Origin of the sequence: Paenibacillus harenae (assembly GCF_030812415.1) — a bacterium.
Classification (GTDB): Bacteria; Bacillota; Bacilli; order Paenibacillales; family Paenibacillaceae; genus Pristimantibacillus; species Pristimantibacillus harenae_A.
The window spans coordinates 341244-364005 of sequence record NZ_JAUSST010000002.1; the positions used below are offsets into that span (position 1 = coordinate 341244).

At 53.6% G+C, this 22762-nt stretch carries 18 protein-coding genes and 1 pseudogene; 11 read left to right on the top strand and 8 right to left on the bottom strand.

The genetic code is table 11. The features are described 5' to 3' along the window. Positions 1-15 precede the first annotated feature (15 nt). The 4 genes from J2T14_RS06470 to J2T14_RS06485 are packed head-to-tail and all read right to left on the bottom strand — an operon-like array spanning position 16 to position 3922. On the bottom strand, positions 16-921 hold the full coding sequence (locus J2T14_RS06470; RefSeq protein WP_307203552.1) for an RraA family protein: 906 nt from the start codon (positions 919-921) through the stop codon (positions 16-18). Positions 922-947: 26 nt separating this feature from the next. Continuing rightward, positions 948-2333 (bottom strand): mandelate racemase/muconate lactonizing enzyme family protein, encoded by a 1386-nt coding sequence (locus J2T14_RS06475; protein ID WP_307469082.1) that lies wholly within the window; start codon positions 2331-2333, stop codon positions 948-950. Positions 2334-2384: 51 nt separating this feature from the next. After that, positions 2385-3128: an SDR family NAD(P)-dependent oxidoreductase gene (locus tag J2T14_RS06480; protein WP_307469085.1), complete on the bottom strand. Its 744-nt coding sequence runs from the start codon at positions 3126-3128 to the stop codon at positions 2385-2387. Continuing rightward, positions 3125-3922: an SDR family NAD(P)-dependent oxidoreductase gene (locus J2T14_RS06485; RefSeq protein ID WP_307469088.1), complete on the bottom strand. Its 798-nt coding sequence runs from the start codon at positions 3920-3922 to the stop codon at positions 3125-3127. Before J2T14_RS06485 ends, J2T14_RS06480 begins: the two co-directional genes overlap by 4 nt. A 254-nt stretch (positions 3923-4176) precedes the next feature. Here J2T14_RS06485 and J2T14_RS06490 point away from each other — a divergent pair, with 254 nt between their 5' ends. From J2T14_RS06490 to J2T14_RS06515, 6 genes are all read left to right on the top strand, one after another. Beyond that, entirely contained in the window at positions 4177-4824 is a 648-nt protein-coding gene (locus tag J2T14_RS06490) for a GntR family transcriptional regulator (protein WP_307203557.1), read from the top strand. A 53-nt stretch (positions 4825-4877) separates the two neighbouring features. Continuing rightward, positions 4878-6068: a helix-turn-helix domain-containing protein gene (locus J2T14_RS06495; protein WP_307469091.1), complete on the top strand. Its 1191-nt coding sequence runs from the start codon at positions 4878-4880 to the stop codon at positions 6066-6068. A 58-nt stretch (positions 6069-6126) separates the two neighbouring features. Next, positions 6127-7131 (top strand): mannonate dehydratase, encoded by a 1005-nt coding sequence (locus tag J2T14_RS06500; RefSeq protein ID WP_307469093.1) that lies wholly within the window; start codon positions 6127-6129, stop codon positions 7129-7131. Between the two features lie 180 nt (positions 7132-7311). Continuing rightward, entirely contained in the window at positions 7312-8265 is a 954-nt protein-coding gene (locus J2T14_RS06505; RefSeq protein ID WP_307203561.1) for a carbohydrate ABC transporter permease, read from the top strand. Further along, positions 8262-9098, top strand: a complete 837-nt coding sequence (locus tag J2T14_RS06510) for a carbohydrate ABC transporter permease (RefSeq protein WP_307469097.1) — start codon at positions 8262-8264, stop codon at positions 9096-9098. The genes J2T14_RS06505 and J2T14_RS06510 overlap by 4 nt, the downstream gene beginning before the upstream one ends. 43 nt (positions 9099-9141) lie before the next feature. Continuing rightward, positions 9142-10464 (top strand): ABC transporter substrate-binding protein, encoded by a 1323-nt coding sequence (locus J2T14_RS06515; RefSeq protein WP_307469099.1) that lies wholly within the window; start codon positions 9142-9144, stop codon positions 10462-10464. 369 nt (positions 10465-10833) lie between these two features. Here J2T14_RS06515 and J2T14_RS06520 read toward each other — a convergent pair whose 3' ends face one another. Then, the gene (locus tag J2T14_RS06520; RefSeq protein WP_307469101.1) at positions 10834-11562 is read right to left on the bottom strand and encodes a YceI family protein; all 729 of its coding nucleotides are present in this window, start codon (positions 11560-11562) and stop codon (positions 10834-10836) included. A 172-nt stretch (positions 11563-11734) separates the two neighbouring features. Between J2T14_RS06520 and J2T14_RS06525 the strand changes: the two genes are divergently transcribed. Further along, a complete protein-coding gene (locus tag J2T14_RS06525) occupies positions 11735-12418 on the top strand; it encodes a response regulator transcription factor (RefSeq protein ID WP_307469104.1) in 684 nt (227 codons plus the stop codon). Then, positions 12403-13800, top strand: coding sequence for a sensor histidine kinase (locus tag J2T14_RS06530; RefSeq protein ID WP_307469107.1), 1398 nt, complete (start codon positions 12403-12405; stop codon positions 13798-13800). Before J2T14_RS06525 ends, J2T14_RS06530 begins: the two co-directional genes overlap by 16 nt. 12 nt (positions 13801-13812) lie before the next feature. On the opposite strand, the gene J2T14_RS06535 is transcribed toward J2T14_RS06530, so the two are convergent. Continuing rightward, positions 13813-14652 (bottom strand): AraC family transcriptional regulator, encoded by an 840-nt coding sequence (locus J2T14_RS06535; protein ID WP_307469110.1) that lies wholly within the window; start codon positions 14650-14652, stop codon positions 13813-13815. A gap of 115 nt (positions 14653-14767) precedes the next feature. On the opposite strand from J2T14_RS06535, the gene J2T14_RS06540 reads away from it, so the two are divergent. From J2T14_RS06540 to J2T14_RS06550, 3 genes are all read left to right on the top strand, one after another. Next, complete coding sequence (locus J2T14_RS06540) at positions 14768-17020, top strand: FAD-dependent oxidoreductase (protein ID WP_307469111.1); 2253 nt, start codon at positions 14768-14770, stop codon at positions 17018-17020. A gap of 65 nt (positions 17021-17085) precedes the next feature. After that, complete coding sequence (locus tag J2T14_RS06545) at positions 17086-18633, top strand: response regulator transcription factor (RefSeq protein ID WP_307469113.1); 1548 nt, start codon at positions 17086-17088, stop codon at positions 18631-18633. Positions 18634-18668: 35 nt separating this feature from the next. Continuing rightward, the gene (locus tag J2T14_RS06550) at positions 18669-20450 is read left to right on the top strand and encodes a cache domain-containing sensor histidine kinase (protein WP_307469115.1); all 1782 of its coding nucleotides are present in this window, start codon (positions 18669-18671) and stop codon (positions 20448-20450) included. 93 nt (positions 20451-20543) lie between these two features. Here J2T14_RS06550 and J2T14_RS06555 read toward each other — a convergent pair whose 3' ends face one another. Together J2T14_RS06555 and J2T14_RS06560 are read right to left on the bottom strand one after the other, a co-directional pair. Next, the gene (locus J2T14_RS06555; RefSeq protein WP_373458126.1) at positions 20544-21815 is read right to left on the bottom strand and encodes a right-handed parallel beta-helix repeat-containing protein; all 1272 of its coding nucleotides are present in this window, start codon (positions 21813-21815) and stop codon (positions 20544-20546) included. Positions 21816-21860: 45 nt separating this feature from the next. Further along, positions 21861-22466, bottom strand: a pseudogene (locus tag J2T14_RS06560) (family 16 glycoside hydrolase); the annotation flags it as partial. Between the last annotated feature and the right edge of the window lie 296 nt (positions 22467-22762).

A 22762-nucleotide genomic window follows, 5' to 3' on the forward strand; every position in this document is an offset into this window, starting at 1 on the left:
CGATAGGAGTTTTTCTCATAAACGGACGTCGCTGGATGGGCCGTTATCTTCGTTGCGGCGCGCTTCTTCCAGCTCGCGTTCCCACGTCAAATGCTGGTAAGGCGCTGCCGCGTTGTCGGATTCGAACCAATCCATGAAGTCCTGCCACATGGCCATCGTCCACGCTGCATCGATCTGCGCGGTCGTATAGACATTGGCGTTCAGACGGGCAAAGCCGAACACGTCGCGCACCTGCGATTTCTCCGCATGCGTTGCCGTCAGCTCGGCCAGATGGGCCGGGATGAAGATGACGCCGGCAGGCGTTCCGAGCACGACGTCGCCCGGGAGACAGACGGCACGGCCGATGCGTGCCGGGACGTTCATGCCGACCATCGTAACGTCGGCGATGGCCGTCGGATCGCTGCCGCGATAGTAGACGTTAATATTATCGATTTTCTCGATTTGCTGATTGTCGCGGATACCGCCCCAGATGACGGCGCCCCCGCTCTTGGTGCGGGTAGAAATAGCGGTGGACAGATTGCCGCCCACATAGGTTCCTTGATAGATTTTATCGAACATATCGATGACGACAACGTCCTCTTCCCCTAACGAATCGATGACCCACTGGTTGAAAAAGCCTCTGCGGCCCTCTTGCTCATGGCCGTAATTCATCAGCGTATCGTGCAGATCCGGACGCTTTGGCACCATGACGGCGGTGACTGCGCGGCCGACCATGATTTTGCCGGGATGAATGATCTTGAATTCGCCTTCGAACTGATAGTGATAGCCTCTTGACCAGAGCGGTCCCCATGCTTCCTCAAGCGTAATGCGGCTCAAACGGTCGAGCACGCTGGACGGCACTTTAGGACGGCCGTCCGGGAAGCGCTCGCCTTCCCATAGCGGCGAAAGCTGGATCGTATCTTCGGCATTATTGAATTTCATTGCGGACACCTCGCTTTATATTTTTGTTAGCTCCAAAGCCGATCGTTGGACCAATAGCCGTTCCATTCGTCCGTTGGCAGCCACAGACCGGGAATTTCCGGGTGGAGGTGCTGGGCGATGACCTCGTCGTTAAGCTCTTCGATGCCGAGACCAGGGCTATCCGGCACCTGAATGAATCCGTTCTGGACGAGCGGCTTCGGCAGCTTGCTGACGATCAGATCGTCCCACCAATCGACATCGACGGAATGGTATTCGAGAGCCAGGAAGTTTTCCGTGGCGGCTGCGGCATGTACGGCAGCTAGGCAGGCAATCGGGCTTTCGGCCATATGAATCGCCATCGCGACGCCGTATTCCTGAGCCATGTCGCCGATTTTTTTCGTTTCCAGAATGCCGCCGGTCGTCAGCACATCGGGATGAATGACGGATACGCCGCCCGATTCCAGCAGCGGCTTGAAGTTTTCTTTCAGATAAATGTCCTCTCCGGTGCAGATCGGAGTCGTTACCATGCCCGCAAGCTGGACGTACTGATTCGTGTACTGCCAAGGAATCATGTCTTCCATCCAAGCGAGGTTATACTTGTCGATGCGGCGGCCCAGCTTGATGCAATCCTGCAGGCCGATGTGCCCGAAATGGTCGACCGACAGAGGCACTTCATAACCGATAACCGCACGCACGTCGGCGACGTATTGCTCGAGCATGTCGAGGCCTTTTTCCGTCACATGAATGCCTGTAAACGGATGCGCGATATTGTAAATATCGTAGTGGCGGTTGCGGATCTCCCTCAGCTCATGCTCCGAGAGGTTCGAGTCTTTGCGAGAATACCAGGATTTGGACAGCGCTTTCATTTCCTCCAAAAAGCCAAGCGGGGCGCTGAGCGTTCCGGGTTCATGAATGATTTGGTTAATGCCGAGATCCATTTTGAGGAAGGTAAAGCCTTTTTCCATTCGTTTCTGCAGCGCCAAGCCCATTGCCGTGCCCGTAGCCTTGCCGTCGACGTCCGTATCGCAATACATGCGGATCCGGTCCCGGAATTTGCCGCCCAGCATTTGATAGATCGGCATGCCGTAGGCTTTGCCGGCAATATCCCATAGGGCGATCTCGATGCCGCTGACGCCGCCCCCTTGCCGGGAATGTCCGCCGAATTGCTTGATTCTGCGGAACAGCTTGTCGATATTGCACGGATTTTCGCCGAGAAGCCGGCTTTTGAGCAGCAGGGCAAACTGCTTGTCGGCGCCGTCGCGCACTTCTCCGAAACCGACGATGCCTTGGTTGGTGTACACCTTGATCAAGCTGCAGTGCATGGGAGCGCCGGCGATATCGGCAAAACGAATGTCGGTAATGCGAAGGTCCGACGGCTTGGAGTAGGTGTTGATATGGGCTAATGTGCTTTCATAGGTTTCCTGCTGGGTCATGGACATTGCTCCTTTGCGGAATATAGGCGTTAAGGTTGAATCATGAGCCGGTTACATCAGCATGCCGGCACCATCCGTGCGGATGGTCGAGCCTGTCATAAAAGATGTCTCGTCGGACGCGACGTAACAGACGAGAGAGGCGACGTCGGCGGGAAGTCCGACTCTGCCAAGCGGAAATTTTTTGCGGTCGAGCTCCTTATGCGTCGTTTTGAACTTGCCTACGTCGATCGCACCGGGGGCGATCGTATTGACCGTTATGCCGTAGCGCGCGAGCTCGATCGCGCTTTCCCGGCCGAGCATCTTGATGCCGCCCTTCGACATGCAGTAGACCGGATCGAAATCGGTCGGCCTCTTGCCATGGACGGAAGAAATATGAATAATGCGGCCGGCTTGTTTGTGTTTCATATAGGGAATAACCGCCTGCATGCATTGCCAATAACCTTTGAGATTGATGTTCATCACCCGGTCGTACAGCTCTTCCGTATATTCCAGCCAATCGATGTTAAGCTGCAGCGCGGCATTGTTGACCAGGATATCGATGCCGTCAAGCCCGGCGGCCGCCGCATCCACCATGCGAATGATTTGCTGCTGATCCGCTACGTCTGCCTGCACCGTCATGCACATGCCGCCGAATTCTTCGATTCGGCGCTGCGTGTCTTTGGCTCCTGCATCGCTTGCGTTGTAGTGGATGGCAACCTTGGCGCCGCGCCTTGCCAGCTCGCAGGCAATGCTTTTGCCGATGCCCGTGCCTGCCCCGGTAACGAGCGCCGATTTTCCTTCCAAGCTTAAGCTCATTGCGATCGCGTCTCCCCCTCTGCGGGCTTCAGCATCCGGTTATCCATGTAATGCATCAGGAAACCGCCATCCAAGCGAATATCCGCTCCGTTCAAATAGCTCGCTTCATCCTGGGCAAGGAAGAAGGCAAGCTCGGCCAAATCCTCGAACGATCCGAGCATAGAGCTTGGCACCTTGTAACGATAGGAATCGTATAGTCCCGACACACCGCTCCGAAAACAATCATCCGAGCCTTCGACGGGGCCCATCTCGATGACATTGACCCGAATGCCGTGCCGGCCGAGGAACAGCGCCGCTTCATGGGCAAGCATCTTCACCGCGCCTTGCGAGGCGCTGTAAGCGAAGGACGACCCGGTAGGCTTCTCGCTATGGATGGAGCTGGCGAAGATAACGCTTCCGCCGCCGCGGGCGGCCATCCGCTTGCCGATCGCCTGGGTGCAGAAGAAGGCGGATTTGGCATTCGCCTGCATCATTTCGACAAATAACGCTTCTTCGCAGGTTTCGACATCGGCGGACCGGATAACGCCGCAATTGTGAATCATGACGTCGACAGGTCCGATCTGCTTCTCGGCTTGGTCCAGCATGAACGATAGGTCGCGGCTGCTGCATAGATCGGCACGGGTTACATGCACCCTTGAGCCTGCGGCCCGGCAGGCAACCAGCCGTTCTTCCCATTCCTCGTCGCTAAGAAGGCTGTTCAGGATAAGATCCGTATCCGCCCGGCCGAACTTCGCGATAAGGGCTCTGCCGGACGCGCCGTCGGCATCCGCGATGAAGACCGTTTTCCTTGTCAAGCGAGTATACCCCCTTATGAATCGTGATGGCTTTCGGGTCCCGATTGTCGTTACATGACCATCTTACCGAGCGAATGAAAGGAAAAGCGATGCCGTAAAATTATGATTTTGTTTGATTTTTTACGGTCGGGGATGCAGGGGAAAGCCGGTAAATTTTTACCTTGACATTCTTGTTCGAACGGTCTAGCATCAAATTATCGATTATCGATAATCCATAAAAATTTCCAATAAGCAAGGTGGTGGAAACCGTGTCCATGGAAACAGTCAGTTCGATGCAAACGCCGATCTCTCTTAGCGAGCATGTCTATATCGCATTAAAGAGGCAGATTATGAAGGGTGAGCTGTTGCCCGGACACCGCATGATCGTTCTGGATATCGCCAAACAATTCAGCGTCAGCCAAGCGCCCGTAAGAGAAGCGCTGGAGCGGCTGAAGCAGGAAGGCCTCATTGTCGGCAAAATGAATAAAGGGTCGGCGGTCTCCGAGATTACGGCCCAGGAAATCCGCGACATTTACGAGCTTCGGCAAATGGTCGAAGGCCACGCGCTTCGAGCGACGATGAAGGTGCTGGACGAAAATGATATCGCTTATTTGGAAGGCGTCATAACCGGAATGCGGGAGGCGATCGATAAAGAGGATCCTTATCGGCTGGTCGAGCTGGATATGCTCTTTCACGGCTATTTTTATCTGCGATGCGGTAATGCGCTTTTGTACGATATCTGGAACAGCATCAAATCGAAGATTATGCGCTTTATTACGGTTACCAACCAGGACCACCAAGGCTACTCGATTCCCGACTCGCATACCGAAATTTTGGATCTTATCAAGTTGGGCGATGTCGATCTTACGGAAACGAAATTAATAAGGGGACTCGATTTCTACAAAAATTACACCGGAGATTAAGCACAAGAGCCTTAATGTTACATTCATCCTTTCTACAGAGAGGAGTGCCGAATATGAACCAACGGTTATTGGCGATGGATCTCGAACTTGGCTGGCGCAAGGAATCGCATCCTATTCGCGCCCGAACGCTGAACGATCTGCTCCGCGGCAGAGGCTTGTATGCCGGAGATATGAAGAGGAGCCTCGAAGAGGCGGGTCTTCACGCTTACTATGCTTACCCGGCTCTGGCTTTGTTTAGCGTGAATACCGAAGAAACGGATTTATGGACACGAAGGTACGCCGCCGATGAATGGTATGCGGTCATTAAGCGGCATGCGCCCGCCAACTGCGCGATCGTTCCGGACGACAAGGGCCATATCGGCGTCATTTTCTCATGGGACGACCAGTCATCCATAACAGACTTGTACAGCAGCATAACCGACCACGAGCACAGCTTCAGCCCTCAAACGATATCGCTTGGCATAAGCAATCCTTACCCGCATTTATCGGATCTTCATCTCTGTTACGATCAAGCTCTCTTCGCAATCAAACACCGATTCTACCAAAACCAGTCGCAGCCGATTTACTTTAGCGGCATCCATGCGTACGCGAATGATGCCGATTATCCCGAAGACAAGGAGGAAGAGCTGCTTCATATCCTGACAGGCGACCCTATATCCGCAACCGCAACCGTCGAGCCGGCGGTAGAAGCATTCTATGAGGCGTTGACTAGAAACGGCCCGTTGCCGGTAAAAAAGGTGTATGACGCCACGCTCCAGCTTCTCGTCAGCCTGCAGCTTCGGGTCAAATCCGCCTTTGGACAATCCCATCTAGGCAGCACGCCCGATATTGCGGCGCTGATGCAGCTGCAAACGCTGCAGGAGCTGAAGAGCTCGGTTTGCGGGTTACTCGAACAACTGGGCGGGACGTCATGCGCCTCCGATAAACTGAATCGGACCCTAATAAAGAGAGCGGTTACATTAATGGAGGACGAGTATGACAAAGCATCGCTCCACTATGTCGCCGCAAAAGTGTTCATTACCCCCGCTTATTTAAGTACCTTGTTCAAGTCGAAAATGGGCGTTACGTTCATTGAGCATTTGACCCGCATTCGAATTTCCAACGCCAAAAAACTGCTGAAGCAAACGCATCTGAAAAACTACGAAGTAGCCGAACGGGTCGGTTACCACGACTCCCGCTACTTCAGCCAAATATTCAAGAAGAAGGTAGGTCTGTCGCCAAGCGAATTCCGAGACGCCAATTAATGAAGCGAAACGATGTTATTGGGGGTTATTAACGAGGGATAAGGGAGAGTGTTACGTCATGAAGCTGGCCGAATTTTTCACTTCACATCCGAATCAGCTATGGCAGTTGGCGAAGCAAATGGGCGTTGACCATGCCGTCGGCCCTTTGCCAAGGGAAGAGAACGGATTGAAGCCATGGGATTATATGAATTTGCTCCATATGAAGCAGCGTTACGAGAATCACGGCATTCAGCTGCTTGTCATCGAGTCGGCGCCGCCGACGAATAAAATTAAGCTCGGTCTGCCCGGGCGGGACGAAGAGATCAAATGGATGCAGCAGCTTATTGCGAATATGGGCGCGCTCGGCATTCCCGTTTTATGCTACAACTTCATGGCGCAGTTCAATTGGTTCCGTACGTCGACGACGACGCGTACCCGGGGCGGGGCTCTGGTGTCCAGCTACGATCATTCCTTGATGCAAAACGCGCCTCTCACGGAAGCGGGCATCGTCACGGAAGATCAACTGTGGGAAAATCTGCGCTATTATTTAGAAAAAATCGTCCCTGTTGCCGAGAAGGCGAAAGTAAAGCTTGCGCTGCATCCCGATGATCCGCCCATTAGTCCGATTCGCGGCGTATCGCGTATTCTCCGCAATGCGGAAGCGCTGCAGCGCGCGATCGATCTGGTGCCGAGCGAGTACAGCGGGATAACGCTTTGCCAAGGCACGCTTGCGACCGCCGGGGAGCATATCCCGGACGTCATCCGCCATTTTGCGAAGCAGAACAAGCTGTTCTTCGTTCATTTCCGCGACGTGGTCGGAACGCCGGACAAATTCCATGAGACGTTCCACGATGACGGCAAAACGAATATGTACGAAGCGATGAAAGTGTATTACGAGGTCGGCTTCGACGGGCCGTCCAGGCCTGACCATGTTCCGACGATGGAAGGGGAGGACAATACGAATCCCGGGTACGAAACGCTAGGACGATTATATGGCGTAGGTTATATCAAAGGCTTGATGGAAGCCGCAGCCGCCGAACGGATGACGTCCGGCAGCACGGTTGACGGAATCGCAGTTCAATAGGGGAAGGAAGCTATGCATGCTGCGGATGCATAGCTTTTTTTCGCCCAGAAAGCATGTAGTGCATGCGGATGATGAAGAGTGAAAAAAAACAAACCATTTCATAAATCTATCACATATACACTTGTAAGCGATTTCAATAAAATGAGGCTTATAGATGCTACGAGGGGGGATGAATGTGAGATGAAGGCTGAAGCTGCGACTAAGCCTGCTGCAACAACGCTTCGCATGAAGAAGAAGCTGAAGGGCTCGAACGATAACAATCTGGCAGGCTACATTTTCATTTCGCCTTGGCTGCTCGGTTTTTTGCTGCTGACGTTATGGCCGATCATCCAATCGTTTTATTTGTCCTTTACGGAGTACTCGCTTCTCGAGGCCCCGACTTGGACCGGCACCGATAATTACGTCAACATTTTCACGAACGACACCGATTTCACGACATCGTTGAAAGTGACCTTTCTTTTCGTATTGTTTTCCGTTCCGCTCAAGCTGTTCTTCTCGCTGATGGTGGCGATCATGCTGAACAAAAATTTGAAGGGCATGAACCTATACCGAACGGCCATCTATTTCCCTTCGCTCATAGGCGGGAGCATTGCCGTATCCGCGCTCTGGCGGAATATGTTCAACTTGAACGGCTATTTCAATCATGTGCTCGCCTGGTTCGGGATCCAAGGCATCGGATGGATTACGAATCCTCATACTTCGCTCGGAACGCTGATCTTGCTCAATACGTGGCAATTCGGCTCTACGATGGTCATTTTCTTGGCCGGACTGAAGCAGATCCCGCAGGAGCTTTACGAATCGGCGTCCGTCGACGGCGCTTCGAAAGTGCGGAAGTTTTTCCACATTACGCTTCCGATGCTGTCACCGGTCATGTTTTTCAATTTGGTACTCGGCATTATCGGCTCCTTCCAAATGTTTACTTCCGCGTTCATCATTACGCAGGGCGGACCGATCAATTCGACGTACATGTACGCGCTGTTCCTCTACGATAAAGCGTTCAAGCATTATCAAATGGGGTACGCTTCCGCGCTTGCCTGGATCCTTCTCGTTATCGTTGCGCTTATGACCGCGATCAACTTCTTGGTGTCTCGCTACTGGGTTTTCTACGAGACGGACGGAGGTAAGCAAAAATGAATAAAACGTTAAGAAATAATCCGGTTGCGAGCCACTTGTTGCTGATCGTCTTCTCGCTCCTGATGTTGTATCCGGTCATCTGGTGGATCGGCGCATCGCTGAAAACGACGGCCGAGATGAGCTCGCCCTCCATCTGGCCTTCCACGCCGATGTGGGAAAATTACACCGAGGGCTGGAAGTTTTCACCTGAATTCACGTTTGGCCGTTTCTTCGGGAATACGCTCATCATGGAGTTCTGGAACGTGATTGGCGGCGTACTGACAAGCGCGATCGTGGCCTACGGCTTTGCCCGCCTGAACTTCAAGTTTCGCGGCGCGTTATTTTCGATCCTGTTGCTCACGATGATGCTGCCGGGACAAGTGACGATCGTTCCGCAGTATATTCTCTACAATAAGCTTCAATTGATGGACAGCTATATTCCGCTGATCTTGCCGCATTTCTTCGGCGGCGGCGCATTCTTCATCTTTTTGTTGGTGCAATTCATCAGAGGCCTCCCGCGCGAGCTGGATGAAGCGGCCAAAATAGACGGCGCGTCCGTATACGGCATTTTTTATCGCATCGTATTGCCGCTCATAAAGCCTGCTCTGGTGACGGTCGCGATATTTACCTTCATATGGAGCTGGGACGATTTTTTTGCCCAAGTATTGTATTTGAATTCGGTCGGCAATTTCACCGTCAGCTTGGCACTGCGCATGTATGTGGACCAGTTCGAAATCCAATGGGGCAAGCTGCTTGCCATGTCTCTGCTTTCGGTTTTACCGTCCGTTGTATTGTTTTTCTTCGCGCAGAAGCATTTCGTCGAAGGAATCGCCACAACCGGCTTAAAGGGATAGGGGAACATTCGGCTTCAAAATACGTTGTAAAGGGGAAAATAGCATGAAGCAAAGATGGTACAAAGGATTGACATTAATAATGCTTGCCGGTCTGCTCGCATTGACGGCTTGTGGAAGCGGGGGAGCGAACAACGAAGAGCAAAACGCTCCGAACGACAGCGGCAACGGCGACTCCAATGCCGCGGTGAAGCTCAAAATCATGTGGCAGGGACCGGACACCAGACATCAGGCGATGCTGAAAACCCAGGAAGTGTATACGAGCAAGCATCCGTCGGTGACCTTCTCGCCCGAATATATGGCTTGGGACGATTATTGGAAGAAGCTTCCGACGTTAGCGGCATCGCATTCGCTCCCGGACGTGCTTCATATGGATGGCGCGTACATTCATGAATATGCCACTAGAGGCACGCTCGAGGATTTGTCCGACATTGATCTGAGCGGAGTCATCGACGATAAGACGCTGGAAAATCTGAAAATCGACGGCAAGCTTTACGGCATCCCGATCAGCCGAAATGCCCAAGGCGTGGCGTTCAACAAAGAGGCTCTTGAAGCTGCCGGCATCGAGCTGCCGAAGAAAGACTGGACTTGGGACGAATATTTCGATTTCGCGAGGAATGCGCGAGCCAAGCTTCCGGAAGGCGTCTATCCGATCAACGATTCGAATACATGGGACCATTACCAGTACTATCAAACCGCACACGGCAAAGGCCCGATTATTCAAGAGGCGGGAAAGAAGTTTAATTTGGATAAAGAATTGTTCATGAAGTTCTACGGCATTCACGAGGAATTCCGCAAAAACAAAATCGTGCCTCCGGCGGACATGGTCAGTTCGTTCAAGGAAAACGACCCGCAAGCGGACCCGATGGCGAGCGGCAAAGTGATGACGCGAGGCGCATCGGTCGGTTCGGTAGGCGCACTAGAGCTGCTGATGCCGGGGAAAGTGGACGTCGTTAACGTTCCGGTCGGACCGGAAGGAGGCGGTTGGGCGCAGCCGACCATCTTCCTGAGCGTAAGCACCGATTCCAAGCATAAGGATGCGGCGAAGGCTTTCATTAAATGGTTCGTTACGGAGAAGGAAGCCGGCGAGACGTACGGCCTGAACTTCGGCATTCCGATCTACGACGAAATCTACGCGGCGTTGGAGCCTAACTTGGCGCCTAAGGATAAATTAGGCAAGAAGATGTACGATACGGCTAAGGATAAGGCGCTGCCGTTCTACCCGGCTGCCGCGGGGTGGACGGAATGGGTGGACAGCTACAAGAAAACGATCGATGCCGTCATGTTCGGCCAGAAATCGATCGAGGACGCGTATAATGAAATTTCCAAATCAGGTAACGCGATTGCCGAGAAGCAAAGCGCGAAATAACGACGAGTTATGTTGGATTTCTGCACGAACTCCAGGCTAAGGCGGTCGTCAAAGAGGCATAATGGTAAAAGTTAATACGAATATCCATTATAGCTCCCGGAAACGCCCCAAACAACGGAAAGTTACTGCGAGAATCCAACATAGCCTCATTCATAACGCGCAAACGAACAGACAGTGAGGCAACGTGCCAAACAAGGAAGAGAGGCTGTCCCAAAAGTATTCGCACGACATGGGAACATCCTGATTTACACGCGAAAGGACCTCGAATTCGCTGCAAAGCGGAGGTTGAGGTCCTTTTTATCGAAAAAATTCGTTTCCAAATGTGGTTCAAAGGATTACAAATGTGGGACAGCTTCAACTCTTTAACGGTTAGGCCTGATCGAGAACAAGCTCGAGTTGAACGGAAAGATCGTTTTCGGTTTCGAGCACGACCGTGTGCGGGCTCGTCATGCCGAAGTCGCCGAACGTCACTTGCGTGGTACCCGACAGCAGCAATTGGCCATCCTTGTACATCGCATTGGAATCGAACGTGACTTCCTTCTCGACGCCTTTAACCGTTAACGTTCCTTCGATCGTCAGCGGCACGGCCGTTGCTTCCGTAAATTCGGTCGCTTGCGGCGTAATGGCTGTCGCGGTGAAGGTCGCCTCCGGATATTGGGCTACGGCAAGCAAGTCTTCGCGATCTTTGACATGGCCGTCGCGCTGGTCGTTGCCCGAATCAAGCGACGTCATATCCAGGACGCCTTCGCCAGTCATCTTCGACGCATCGTTCAAATCGACGGTCCATGAGCCGCTTACCGCTTCATTGACGAAATTGACGGTTTCCTTCGATGTCGTGACCGACCAATACACCTTCGAGCCGCTGGCGATGTTCCATTCTCCATTAAGCTCGTCCACCGATACGGCGGCGCCGGCCGTAACTCCTTCGCCGGAGCCTGTCTCCTCTGAAGGATTTGCATTGTTTTCCTCGGAAGGAGCCATGACCGATTCAATCTCTACATTGTTGCCGAGATAGTTGTTCATTAGCGCGTATCCTCCTGCGCCGATGACAATGACGGCTGCGATGACACTGGTCCAAATGATTCCTTTTTTCTTCATGATTTCCCTCCATTATTTAGGCTGTCGCCTTCTACTTACGTTCATTGTACCCGGCGAATATGTCGGGAAGATGTCGAGGCCACGATCGCAATTCGGAGAACGGCAACGGGATTGTCGGAGCGCTCGACTGTTGCTACAATAGAGGGCAACGACTACGAGGGGGGCTTTCTGCGTGCAAACGATTATGGTTGTCGAGGATGAACCGGCCATTGCCCGCGTCCTTACCGTTTATTTGCGCAAAGCTGGCTTCGCCGTTGCGCTTGCCGCAGACGGGCGGCAGGCGCTGGACTTATTCGCGCAGGAACCGCCTGCGCTTATATTGCTGGATGTCATGTTGCCGCATATCGATGGCTGGGAGGTGCTGCGCAAAGTCCGCGAGACAAGCAGCTGTCCCGTCATTATGCTAACTGCGCGAGGCGGTATTGACGATCGGCTGAACGGTCTGAATGGCGGAGCCGACGATTATATGCCGAAGCCTTTCATTCCGGAGGAGGTCGTCGCCCGCGTGCAAGCGGTGCTGCGCAGACCTGCGCATTGGACCGACGGAAGCAGGCAGCGGCGATTCGGGAGTCTAGGTATTGATTTTATGGCACAGTCCGTATCCTTGAACGGTGCCGAAGTGACGCTTATGCCGCGCGACTTGGCCGTCCTGCTGTTTCTGGCGGAAAATCCGAATCGGATCTATACGAGGGAGCAGCTAATCGAGTTTGTATGGGGCGCCGATTATGAGGGCAGCGACCGTGCGGTCGACTTGTCGATCAAGCGGCTGCGCCAATCGTTGTCCCATTGGCCGGCGGAGCAAGGCGAGATTCGCACATTACGCGGAACGGGGTATCAGTTATGGATCGACAAATAAAGCAGACTTCGCTCTTGACCTATTGGACGATGCGCTATTTTATCATTTTGCTCGTCGGACTCGTACTGCTTGCCGCGACTGCGGTCTGGTGGACCAACCGGGAAACGCTGGACAGCCGGCTGCAGACCGTGGAACTATTGGCGCAGGAAATCGCCGCTCGGCTTAGTGGGCCGGAAGGAACGATTGAAGTACCGGACAACTTAGGGGAATATATCGACAAAAAGTCGCGCTTCTTCAAGCTCGGTCCGGGCATGTGCGTCATCGTGACCGATACCGAAGGCAAGCTGCTGTATTCGAATGACCCTCTGACGCAAGAGGATTTGCGTTCGAAGCTGAACGAGAATCTAGACAAGGCGATGCAGCCCGGAATGAAAGCGGTCATTGCGCCGATTGAACATGGCGGCAGCAAGATCGGCCAAGTGACGCTGCTGCAGCCTACTCAATCGCTGACCCATATTCCCGAGCTGAAGTGGGCGATCGGTCTGCTGCTCGTCAGTCTTACCGCGCTTGGCTGGCTGACGATCTACTTGCTGTCTCGCAAGCTCGTCCGCCCTATTCGCAATGTCGCTTCGGCGGCCCGCGAGATCAGTCTCGGTCACTATGACATTCAATTGGAGGCGAACGCGGAGGAGCAGGAGCTTAACGATATGATTCTATCCTTCAAAGAGATGGCCGGACGGCTTAAGCAATTGGAGCATTCGCGCAATTTCATGTTGGCGGGCTTGACGCATGAGCTGAAGACTCCCGTTACCTCGGTTAAGGGGCTTGTCCATGCCGTTAAGGAGAAGGTGGTGCAAGGCGTGGATGCGGATGAATTTCTCGCGATTGCGCTCGAAGAGTCGGGCAGGCTGGAGCGGATGGTCGCGGATCTGCTTGATTACAACGCCTTGGAAGCCGGGCTCGTACGCTTGAAACGCGAAGCGCTCGACGCTGCCGTGCTGGTGCCCGAAATTATTTACCAATGGACGCTGCATCAAGACGCGAATATTGGCGAGCCCGCGTTGTCGCTGCCCGGACATCCTGTCCGGATCGAAGGCGATCCGCTTCGCATTCAACAAATTATTGTGAATTTGCTCAATAATATCGTGCAATCCCGTCATCCGGATCGGCCGCTAAGCATTCGCGTCTCCCTAAGCGGGAGAGAAGACGGCTATGCCGAAATCGTCGTAGCCGATAACGGACAAGGCATTCCGCCTGGCGAGCAGGATTTAATTTTCGAGCGGTTCTTCCGCGGCGAGAACAAGAAGCACGCCGTGCGCGGCCTCGGTCTCGGTCTCACGTTCAGCAGGCTGCTGGCGCAAGCCCAAGACGGCGCGCTTATGCTTCGCGAAAGCTCGGAAGAGGGCAGCGCATTCGTTCTGACGCTTCCGCTCGCCGGCTAGCTTTTCGCTGCGTTATACCCCGTTTGCTTTCCTGTAGGCGGATGGGCTGATCTTCAACAGCTTCGTAAAAACGCGGCTCAAGTAAAAGCCGTTATTGAAGCCGCAGGCCAGCGCGATCTGCTCCAAATTAAGCTGAGTATCGACGAGCAAGGACTTTGCATGCTCCAGCCGAATATGGTTTAAATAGCGCGAGGGAGTCATCCCCGCGCTTCTCGTGAATCGACGGGTAAGCTGAACGGGACTGATTCCGAGCTCATCCGCAAGTCTAAGCATGCTCATGTCTCCGAAGCCGTTCCGTTGGATGTACAGCTTTGCTTGCTCGATCAACGGGTCGGACGGCTGCAATTCGACTTGATGATCGCCCGTTGCTATCGTTTGCAGGCAAAATAGCCATATATCGTTCAGCGCATGATTGTGCCAATAGAACTTCCGATCCATCTCGGCGGGAGCATGGGCCTGCTGCTTGAAGAACCTCAAATTATCGGCAAGCCTCTCCCTATGGCCGATGGCCGGCTTATATGCCGAAGAGGCTAAACGATGGTTGACGGCTAATTCCTCCTCTTCGCTTACAGCCGGGTCTTCCGATAAGGCGTCGAATGAAAATCCGATGAAATGGAACGACGGCGGATTAACGACGTCGCGGTGAAACGGCGTGCTTGGCGGACAAACAATGACGTCGCCCATCTGGGCTATTCCCTCGCTATCTCCAATCCGGTAACGAAAGGTGCCCCCCTCCACCGCAAACAACACCCAATGCTCGTAAGTGTCCACGCCGTATAGAAACTTCTCCTTATGATTCCAGAAAAAATGATGCAATAGATTGGGGAAAAGACCGGAGCTTTGAATCGTCATCCCGCAAAGCCTCCTAAGTGAAATAAAGTATATGCCATTATGATAGCGCAGTGCATGTTAAATAACGACCCCCTCGTTTAAGATGAAATTAATTCTTGGCTTGGAGGGGATCTGGATGAAGCTTGAGCAAGTGAAATCCGATATTACTGTCATTGGCGGAGGCTTGGCCGGGGTATGTGCCGCAGTAGCTGCCGCGCGTCTCGGACAAACCGTGTCGCTCGTTAACAACAGGCCCGTACTCGGTGGCAATTCCAGCAGCGAGGTTCGGGTATGGGTATGCGGCGCGACGGCGCACGGCACGCAGCGTTACGCGCGAGAAACCGGCATAATGGGAGAAATGTTCGTCGAAAATCAATACCGCAATCCCGAGGGGAACCCGTATTTATGGGATCTCGTCGTGCTCGAAACGGTACGCGCGGAGCCGAACATCCGCTTGTTTCTTAACACGGACGTGCATGAAGTAGAGGCGGATGGAGCGGAAGAGGAGCGCGTCATCGCTTCCGTTACGGGATGGATGATGGGCTCCGAGCGAAAAATCCGGTTTGAAAGCGACATGTATATCGACTGTACGGGGGACGGGCTTGCGGGTTTTCTGGCTGGCGCCAAATACCGGATCGGCCGCGAAGCAAGAGAGGAATACAACGAGGACTGGGCGCCGGAGAGGGCAGACGACATTACGCTTGGCAGTACGCTGCTGTTCTATACGAAGGAAGCGGACCGGCCGGTCCGGTATATTCCGCCAAGCTTTGCGAAGGACATTACGAAAACGACGATCCCGATGAAGCGGGTCATCCGCAGCGGCGACTCGGGCTGCCATTATTGGTGGATCGAATGGGGCGGCGAGCTGGATACGGTGCATGATAACGAGCGGATACGCGACGAGCTTTGGTCGGTTATTTACGGGATTTGGGATTATATCAAAAATTCAGGCAGCTTCGATGCCGATAACATGACTTTGGAATGGGTAGGATCGATTCCCGGCAAGCGGGAATACCGCCGTTTCGTGGGCGATTATATGCTGAACCAAAACGACATTATCGCGCAGGAGCCTTTCGCCGATCGAGTCGCCTTCGGCGGCTGGTCGATCGATCTTCATCCGCCGCAAGGCATGTATTCTACGGAAAGCGGATCCAAGCATCTATATTCGGACGGCATCTATCATATCCCGTTTCGCAGTCTGTACTCCAGCAACGTCGGCAATCTCATGTTCGCGGGCCGCGACATTAGCGCGACTCATGTCGCATTCGGCACGACCCGGGTAATGGCGACCTGTGCCGTTATCGGCGAGGCGGCCGGAAGCGGCGCCGCTATGTGCATTCAGAAAGGCGTAACGCCGCGTCTGCTGCACCGCGACCATATGAACGACTTGCAGCAGACGATGCTGCGGCAGGATGCGTCGATTATCGGAATCGCGGGAGCAGACCCGCTTGACCTGGCCCGATCGGCCCGTGTCACGGCATCGAGCACCTTAACTAAAGTTGCTGTAACAAACTCGTCGTACACGCATCCGCTGGACACAGATCTCGGCATCTTGTTCCCGGTGAATCCAACGCTCGAAACGGTCGAGCTGCTGCTGGATGCCTCGCAGGCCGCGACGCTCGAGGCGGAGTTGTGGCATACGGGCAAAGGCGAAAACTACGTGCCGAAGCAATGGGTGGCCGCGGCCTCCGTTAAGGTAACCGAAGGCAACGGGCAGTGGGTTAAGCTCGACCTGGCTTGGCGGCCGGATGCTGCCTGCAATGCATTTCTCGTCATTAAAGCGAATGAAGCTATCCAGCTTCACGGATCGGATAGCCCGTTGACCGGCGTACTGAGCTTCGAGAAGGGTCCGAAGCCGATCGTCTCCACTCTCCTCGAGGATCATCAGCCGGAACAGCCGGTAGCGCAGTGGAGCATGCGCCGCTCAAACCGTCGTCCGCTATGCTTGCAGGTGACGCCGAATACCGAGGCTTACGCCGCCCAAACCGTGACGGACGGCTACATCCGTCCATTCGCCGGTCCGCATCTGTGGATGTCCGAGAACATGTCCGCAGGCAAGCCGGAATGGCTGCAGCTGGAGTGGGAAGAAGAGCAATCGATCACCGAAATTCATGTCACCTTCAACGACGATGTCAATGAAGATTTAATCAACCTGCACCATCATCGCACCGATTTCCAAGCGATTCCCGAGCTCGTGCGAGCTTATCGGATTCAGGCGCTTGTTGGCGAGGCATGGGTTACGGTCGCGGAAGAGATGGAAAACCATAAGCGCAAAAAAGTGCATAAGCTGGAGCGCAAGATCATTTCCAAAACAATCCGATTATGGATCGACGAAACGAACGGAGGATCCCGTGCGGAGGTTGCCGAAATAAGAGTGTATGATCTATAATGAGACATACGAATTGACAGCGCTTTCATTTCATAAGGATTAAAGATTTGAAAGGAGAGGATATCATGGCCGTGAAGCCGCTTGGCGTACTGATCGTCGACGATGAAATTCCTCTGCGGCAAGAGCTTCGGATATTCCCGTGGGAGGCGTGCGGCGCCGAATGGATCGGCGAAGCGAGCAATGGCTCGGAGGCTTTGGAGCTATGCGCCGATTGCGTGCCCGATGTCGTCATTACCGATATAACGATGCCGGTCATGGATGGCATCGCCCTCACTCGGGAACTCCGGAAGCGGTATCCGAACGTACAAATCATCTTGTTAACCTGTCACAGCGATTTTCATTACGTACAAGAGGCGCTCCGCCTCGGAGCGCTCGAATATATTTTGAAGGTGTCGATGGAGGAGGAGGAGCTCAAGCAGGCGATGGTCAAAGTGAGAGCCGCGATCGCCAAGGAGCGTCTGGCTCAGGATCATGCGAAGCGGGAGCAAAGGCAGTCGCAAGCCGCTTTATTCGGCAAGCTGCTGCACGGCCAAATGCCGGGCAGCTCCGATTGGCATTCGATCGCGCTTAGCGAAGATCGTCCGGTATTGTTGGTGCGGGTGCTGCTGGACATTCCCCATCCCGCCTATCTGCACGTGAAAGAGCCTATTCAGAAATGGCTGAACGAAAGAGAAAGCTCCGATCCGGGCTGGTTAAGTTGGCTGACGGTACGCGACAGGGAATATTTCATGCTGATCAACTGCGAACGTCCTTCCGAGGACGTCTTGCAATCGCTTGGCATGGCCATGCAAGACTTGACGGAGCTGATGAATCGGGAATCGACAATGCTCGAGCGAAGCGCAACGGCCTATGCCCACGCGAGCGAAGCGGTCACATCCAAGGAAGGACTTGCGTCGGCGCTCGCTTATTCGAACGAGTGGAGGGATGCGCTTTTCTACGACCGATCGTCGGAAGAGAGCCGGGTGTTCGCCGGTCAGGCGTCGCCATTGACGGATATGTCCGAGAAGAAAGCGAAGGAAATTAGCGAACTGCTGAGAAAAGCCTCCTCGCGGTCCGTCGCAAGCTTGAAGGAATGCTTGCGCGGCGAGTTTATGGATTGGTGTCTCGCGGAGCGTATCAAGCCCGGCCAGTTGATGGAGCGGATGCTGAACTGGCAGGTCGAATGGCTCAAGGAACGGGAAGGAGCGGAACTGGGCGGGGTAAGTATCGCGCTGTTGATGGAGTCGGGTACTTTATCCCAAATGGTTGCTTGCATGATACGCGATATCGCGGCAGTCGAGCTTGGGAGGTCGCGCTCGCGCTTTGAAATTCGCTTGGCCGTGCAATGGATCAAAGACCATCTCAAGGAGCCGCTCTCTCTTCCCGTTATTGCCGAGCAGGTAGGACTGAGCCCGCATCACATCAGCAAATTGTTTCGCGAAGAAACGGGGAGCACGGTCAACCAATATATTACCCGCCTGCGCATGGAGAAGGCGATCGAGCTGCTGAGGCATTCGAACAAGAAGGTATATGAAGTCGCGGAAGAGGTCGGAATTCCGAGCTACCGTTATTTTACCGTTACGTTTCGGAACTGGACCGGGGTATCGCCTACGGATTACAAAAGGAATAGCTGAAGGCAAGGGAGAACGAGCGCGGAGGAAGGGTGAATATGACGAAGCTGTTTCATTGGTATGCCAGCCTTGGTCTTGCCACCAAGCAGTTTATTTACTTGTTCATCGTAACGCTGCTGCTCGTTCAAGTGTTGGCTTGGCGCAATCTGCATGAGGCTGAGAGCCTGCTGCAAAATCAAGTGATTCGCGATGCCGAGCTGCTCGTCAGCCGGACGAACCAATATATCGATGCAAGCTTGGACAACGTTGAAAATATGCTGCTCCTGCTCTCGACGCGCGCCGACTTGCTGGAGGAGGGGAATGAGGAAGCGGCCATGGAGACGCTTCGCAAGTTCGCCGGCATTAACAATTCAATCGCCAGAACGCTGTACATGATTCGGGCTGACGGCCATGTGTTCGCCAACTCGCAAGTATTCTATGACATTATCGGCAACCCCCGTTTGAAGCAGCTATATGATCTTGCGCTTATGAATTACGGAGCGATTAACGTGAGCGAGCCTTACGATTCGCCGATGTCCGGGCATACGCTTGCTTACGTATTGCCGATTTCAGATGCTGGGAATCAGGTGAAGGGTGTCGTTGTCGCCGAGCTGAATCTCGGTTTGCTTACGGAGCGAATTGCGCCGATGATCTATCAATCTTATATTTTGTTCACGAAGGACGGAAATGTCATTAATCGACTCGATTCTCGCGATAAGCTGCTTCCCTTCCAAGAGGCCTCCTATCCGCCGCAGCTGGAGGAAAGCTTCAGGGGGCGGCTCGCCGGGCTCAAAGTCGGTGTCAGCGGCATCGAAGGCGATTCCTCGAAGCCGCTGGTCGCCGTGAAATCGACCAAAAATCGTCTGGGCTGGTCGCTTGCGGCGTTTATCGAGGAGGATTATTTCTATCAGGATTTGCAGAAGCTGAACAACAATTACCGAACGGCGAGTATCGTTTGGATCATCATGCTGCTGATCAGCGCGTATCTGCTCAGCCGCTCCTTCACGCATCCGATCCGCAGATTCGTCGAGAAGATGGACCGGCTGAACGACCTGCAGGTCGTAGTGAAGCTGCCGGTCACAAGGAGGGACGAGATCGGCAGGCTTACGCAAAGCTATAATGCCATGCTCGAGCGGATTCAGAGTCTGCTGCAGAAGACGAAGTCGGCGGAGGAGCAGAAGAAGGAATACGAGCTGAAGATGCTGCGAAGCCAGATCGCGCCGCACTTTCTATATAATACGCTTGCGTGCATCAGCAGTTTGGCCAAGCAGCAGCGCATCGACGAGGTGCGCGATACGATCCGCTCGCTGGTCAAGCTGCTTAGCTTCAGCTTCGACAAGCAATCGGAGTACGTTTCGCTCGAAGAGGAGCTGGAAGGCCTGCGGATGTACATGCACATCCAGCAGGTTCGCTATGGCGAACAGTATCAATTTAAGCTTGATATAGACCCGGGACTGCTGCAATACCGGATTCTTAAGCTTACGCTGCAGCCGCTCGTGGAAAATGCGCTTTTCCATGGCTTAACGCCGAAGCACGGCGGTCTTATCGTCGTTAAAGGCGGGCTGGAGAAGGGCATTCTAAGGCTTTATGTCCGAGATAACGGGATTGGCATCGCGCGGGAGAAGATAAGCAGGCTGCTACTGGAGGATCATGACGGACAGCAGCGTTCGATGTACAGATTTACGGGCATCGGGGTGCGTAACGTGCATGAGCGGATTCGCATCCATCACGGCGAAATGTACGGCTTGCGGATCGGAAGCACGGAGGGAAAGGGAACCATCGTGCGCGTCGACATGCCCGTCCTTACCGAAAGCGACGAACGACTGAACATTTGGCAATAAAAAAGGATGAAAAAAGCTGTCCGCAGGTCTTAATAGACTTTGCGAGACAGCTTTTTTGGCATTATCGGTAGTTAGCTACGGAAATATAGAGGTTTACCGAGCTCCGATGTTCGTCCCCGCAGGCGTGCCAGAGCCGATCAAGTCGCTGCCGGCCGCGAGCTTCAGGAAATTGCCGAGATTCGGAGAACCGTCGGCGTTGCGCAGCACGGAAGGCGTTAAGCTGACGAAGTCGGCCGCGCTCGCGATTAAGCCATTCTGGTTCGTGCTGGCGTTGTTTTTCCACCAGACGTTGGACCCGGATACATCCGTGCCGCTCGTCTTGTCGCTGGAGCTTCCGCTTAGCGATAAATTGTTGGTGAACACATGCGTGCCTAAGTCAAACGCAAAGTTGCTTTGACCGTTGTTCCAGGACGTATTGTTCTTCATAACGATCGAGCCCGGATTGCTGTTGTAGGTGAACCCGTGCTTCTTATTGTTAAATGCGATACTGTTCTCGACGGTATGGTTAACCGCGATTTTCTCGCCTCCGAGCTTGAAACCGTTGCCGTCGCTATTCGTCGTAGACGTACCGTCGGAGGTTTGGCCGTTATTATAGGCGATGCTGCCTCGAATCGTTACTTCCCCGATCGCTCCCGTCTCCGTCTTGGCGTATAGATCCCAGCCGTCATCGACATTGTAAGCCGCGATGCAGCCGTCGAACACATTGCCCGGACCGACCGTCAGTTTGGCGGCGAAGCCGTCCGCATCTTCCCCGTTATCCGGATCGTAGTTGTCATGCGAGTAGGCATTGACGATTTCATTGTATTTCGGCCATTCGCTGAAGCCGGCGGAGGAATTGTAGCGGCCGAGTTGAAGCCCCGTATCGCGGTTATGATGCGTGACTACATCCTCGATGCGGTTGTAATTGCCGCCTACGAAAATGCCGTTATCGCCGGCTCCTTTCACCTCGATTCCTTGTACATGCCAGTAGTGGCCGAAAATTTGCAAGCCGCGGTTCGTGGAAGCGAACGATTGGGCCGCAAAGTCGAGTACGGGAACTTCGCTGCCGTAAGCAATCAGCTTCTTGCGGCTGCTGCTGGATGCGCCGCTGTTATTGCGTTCGATGGTAATGGTGGAGGAGAAGGAGTACGTGCCTCCCCGCATATAGATCGTTTTGCCCGGTGCAATCATGGTCAGCGCGGTGCTCAGATCGAGCGGGCTGCCGATCGTGCCGGAATTACTTGAATTGCCGCCCGGAGCGACGAACAGATCGCCGCTTGCAACAGGTGGCGTCGACGTTGGCGAAGGTGTCGGACTGGCTGTAGGAGTAGGAGTCGTTGTCGGGGCAGGCGTCGAAGTCGGCGTCGCTGTTGGCGCTGGGGTTATCGTAGGCGTCGGCGTGGGTGTCGATGAACTATCCGAGACGGTGACGTTATCGAACTTGGCTGCCGTCTTATAGGCGACAAGGCCGATGGCTCCCGAAGCGAGACTCGTATCGGTTGCCGACAGCACAAGCTGATTGTTGACATACATTTGAATGGCGGAGCCGGACAAGCTCAATTTGATCGTGTACCATACGCCGGTCGATATCGCATAATCCGTCGTTGCCAACGTTGACGAAGAGCCGCTTACCTTTTTGCGAAGCTCAAGCTTTCCTCCGTCGCTGTTATATAGCGAGGCTGCATAGAAGTTGTTCCCGTCTTGGTAACGTCCAGCAACATAAGTACGGTTCGTTCCGTTGAAATTATCGATTTTCACCTGCGCTTCCACGGAATAGTCGGTCCAGGCTTGGTTGCCCGCCGAGGTGCGTCCTTCATTCGAGCTGGTCTGGGAATAGACGTAGTTGCCGTTGTCCTGAACAACGGACCAGCTGCCTGTCGTTGCCGTCCAGCCCGTTGCTTGCCCTGCATCAAATCGCTCGGAGTAAAGCGTTCCCGCCGCTGCAGTATTTATCATGATAAAAGGAACAATCAAGCTAACCGAGACGATTATCGAAAGCCATTTGTAAAACGGTTTGGATAAATTGTTTTTCAACATCTAATCATACCTCCTCTAGTGTATGAAAATCGGTCTATCCATCCTGCGTGAACATGGTCGACGTGCAGACTTCACCCCCTTATGCCTCGGATTATAGAAAAAGGAAGCGATTACAACAATAATCATTAGCTCATATGAATTGTAAAAAAACGGATATAAAAGCAGAAAGGCTCCAAAATAGAGGCTAATGATTATGAAGGGAATGATCGAAACGGGGTAGCCAAGCTCTTGTAAATGCGAACATTTTTTACGTTTTTGTGCATATCGGGAGAACGTCAAGCTGTTTATACTTACAT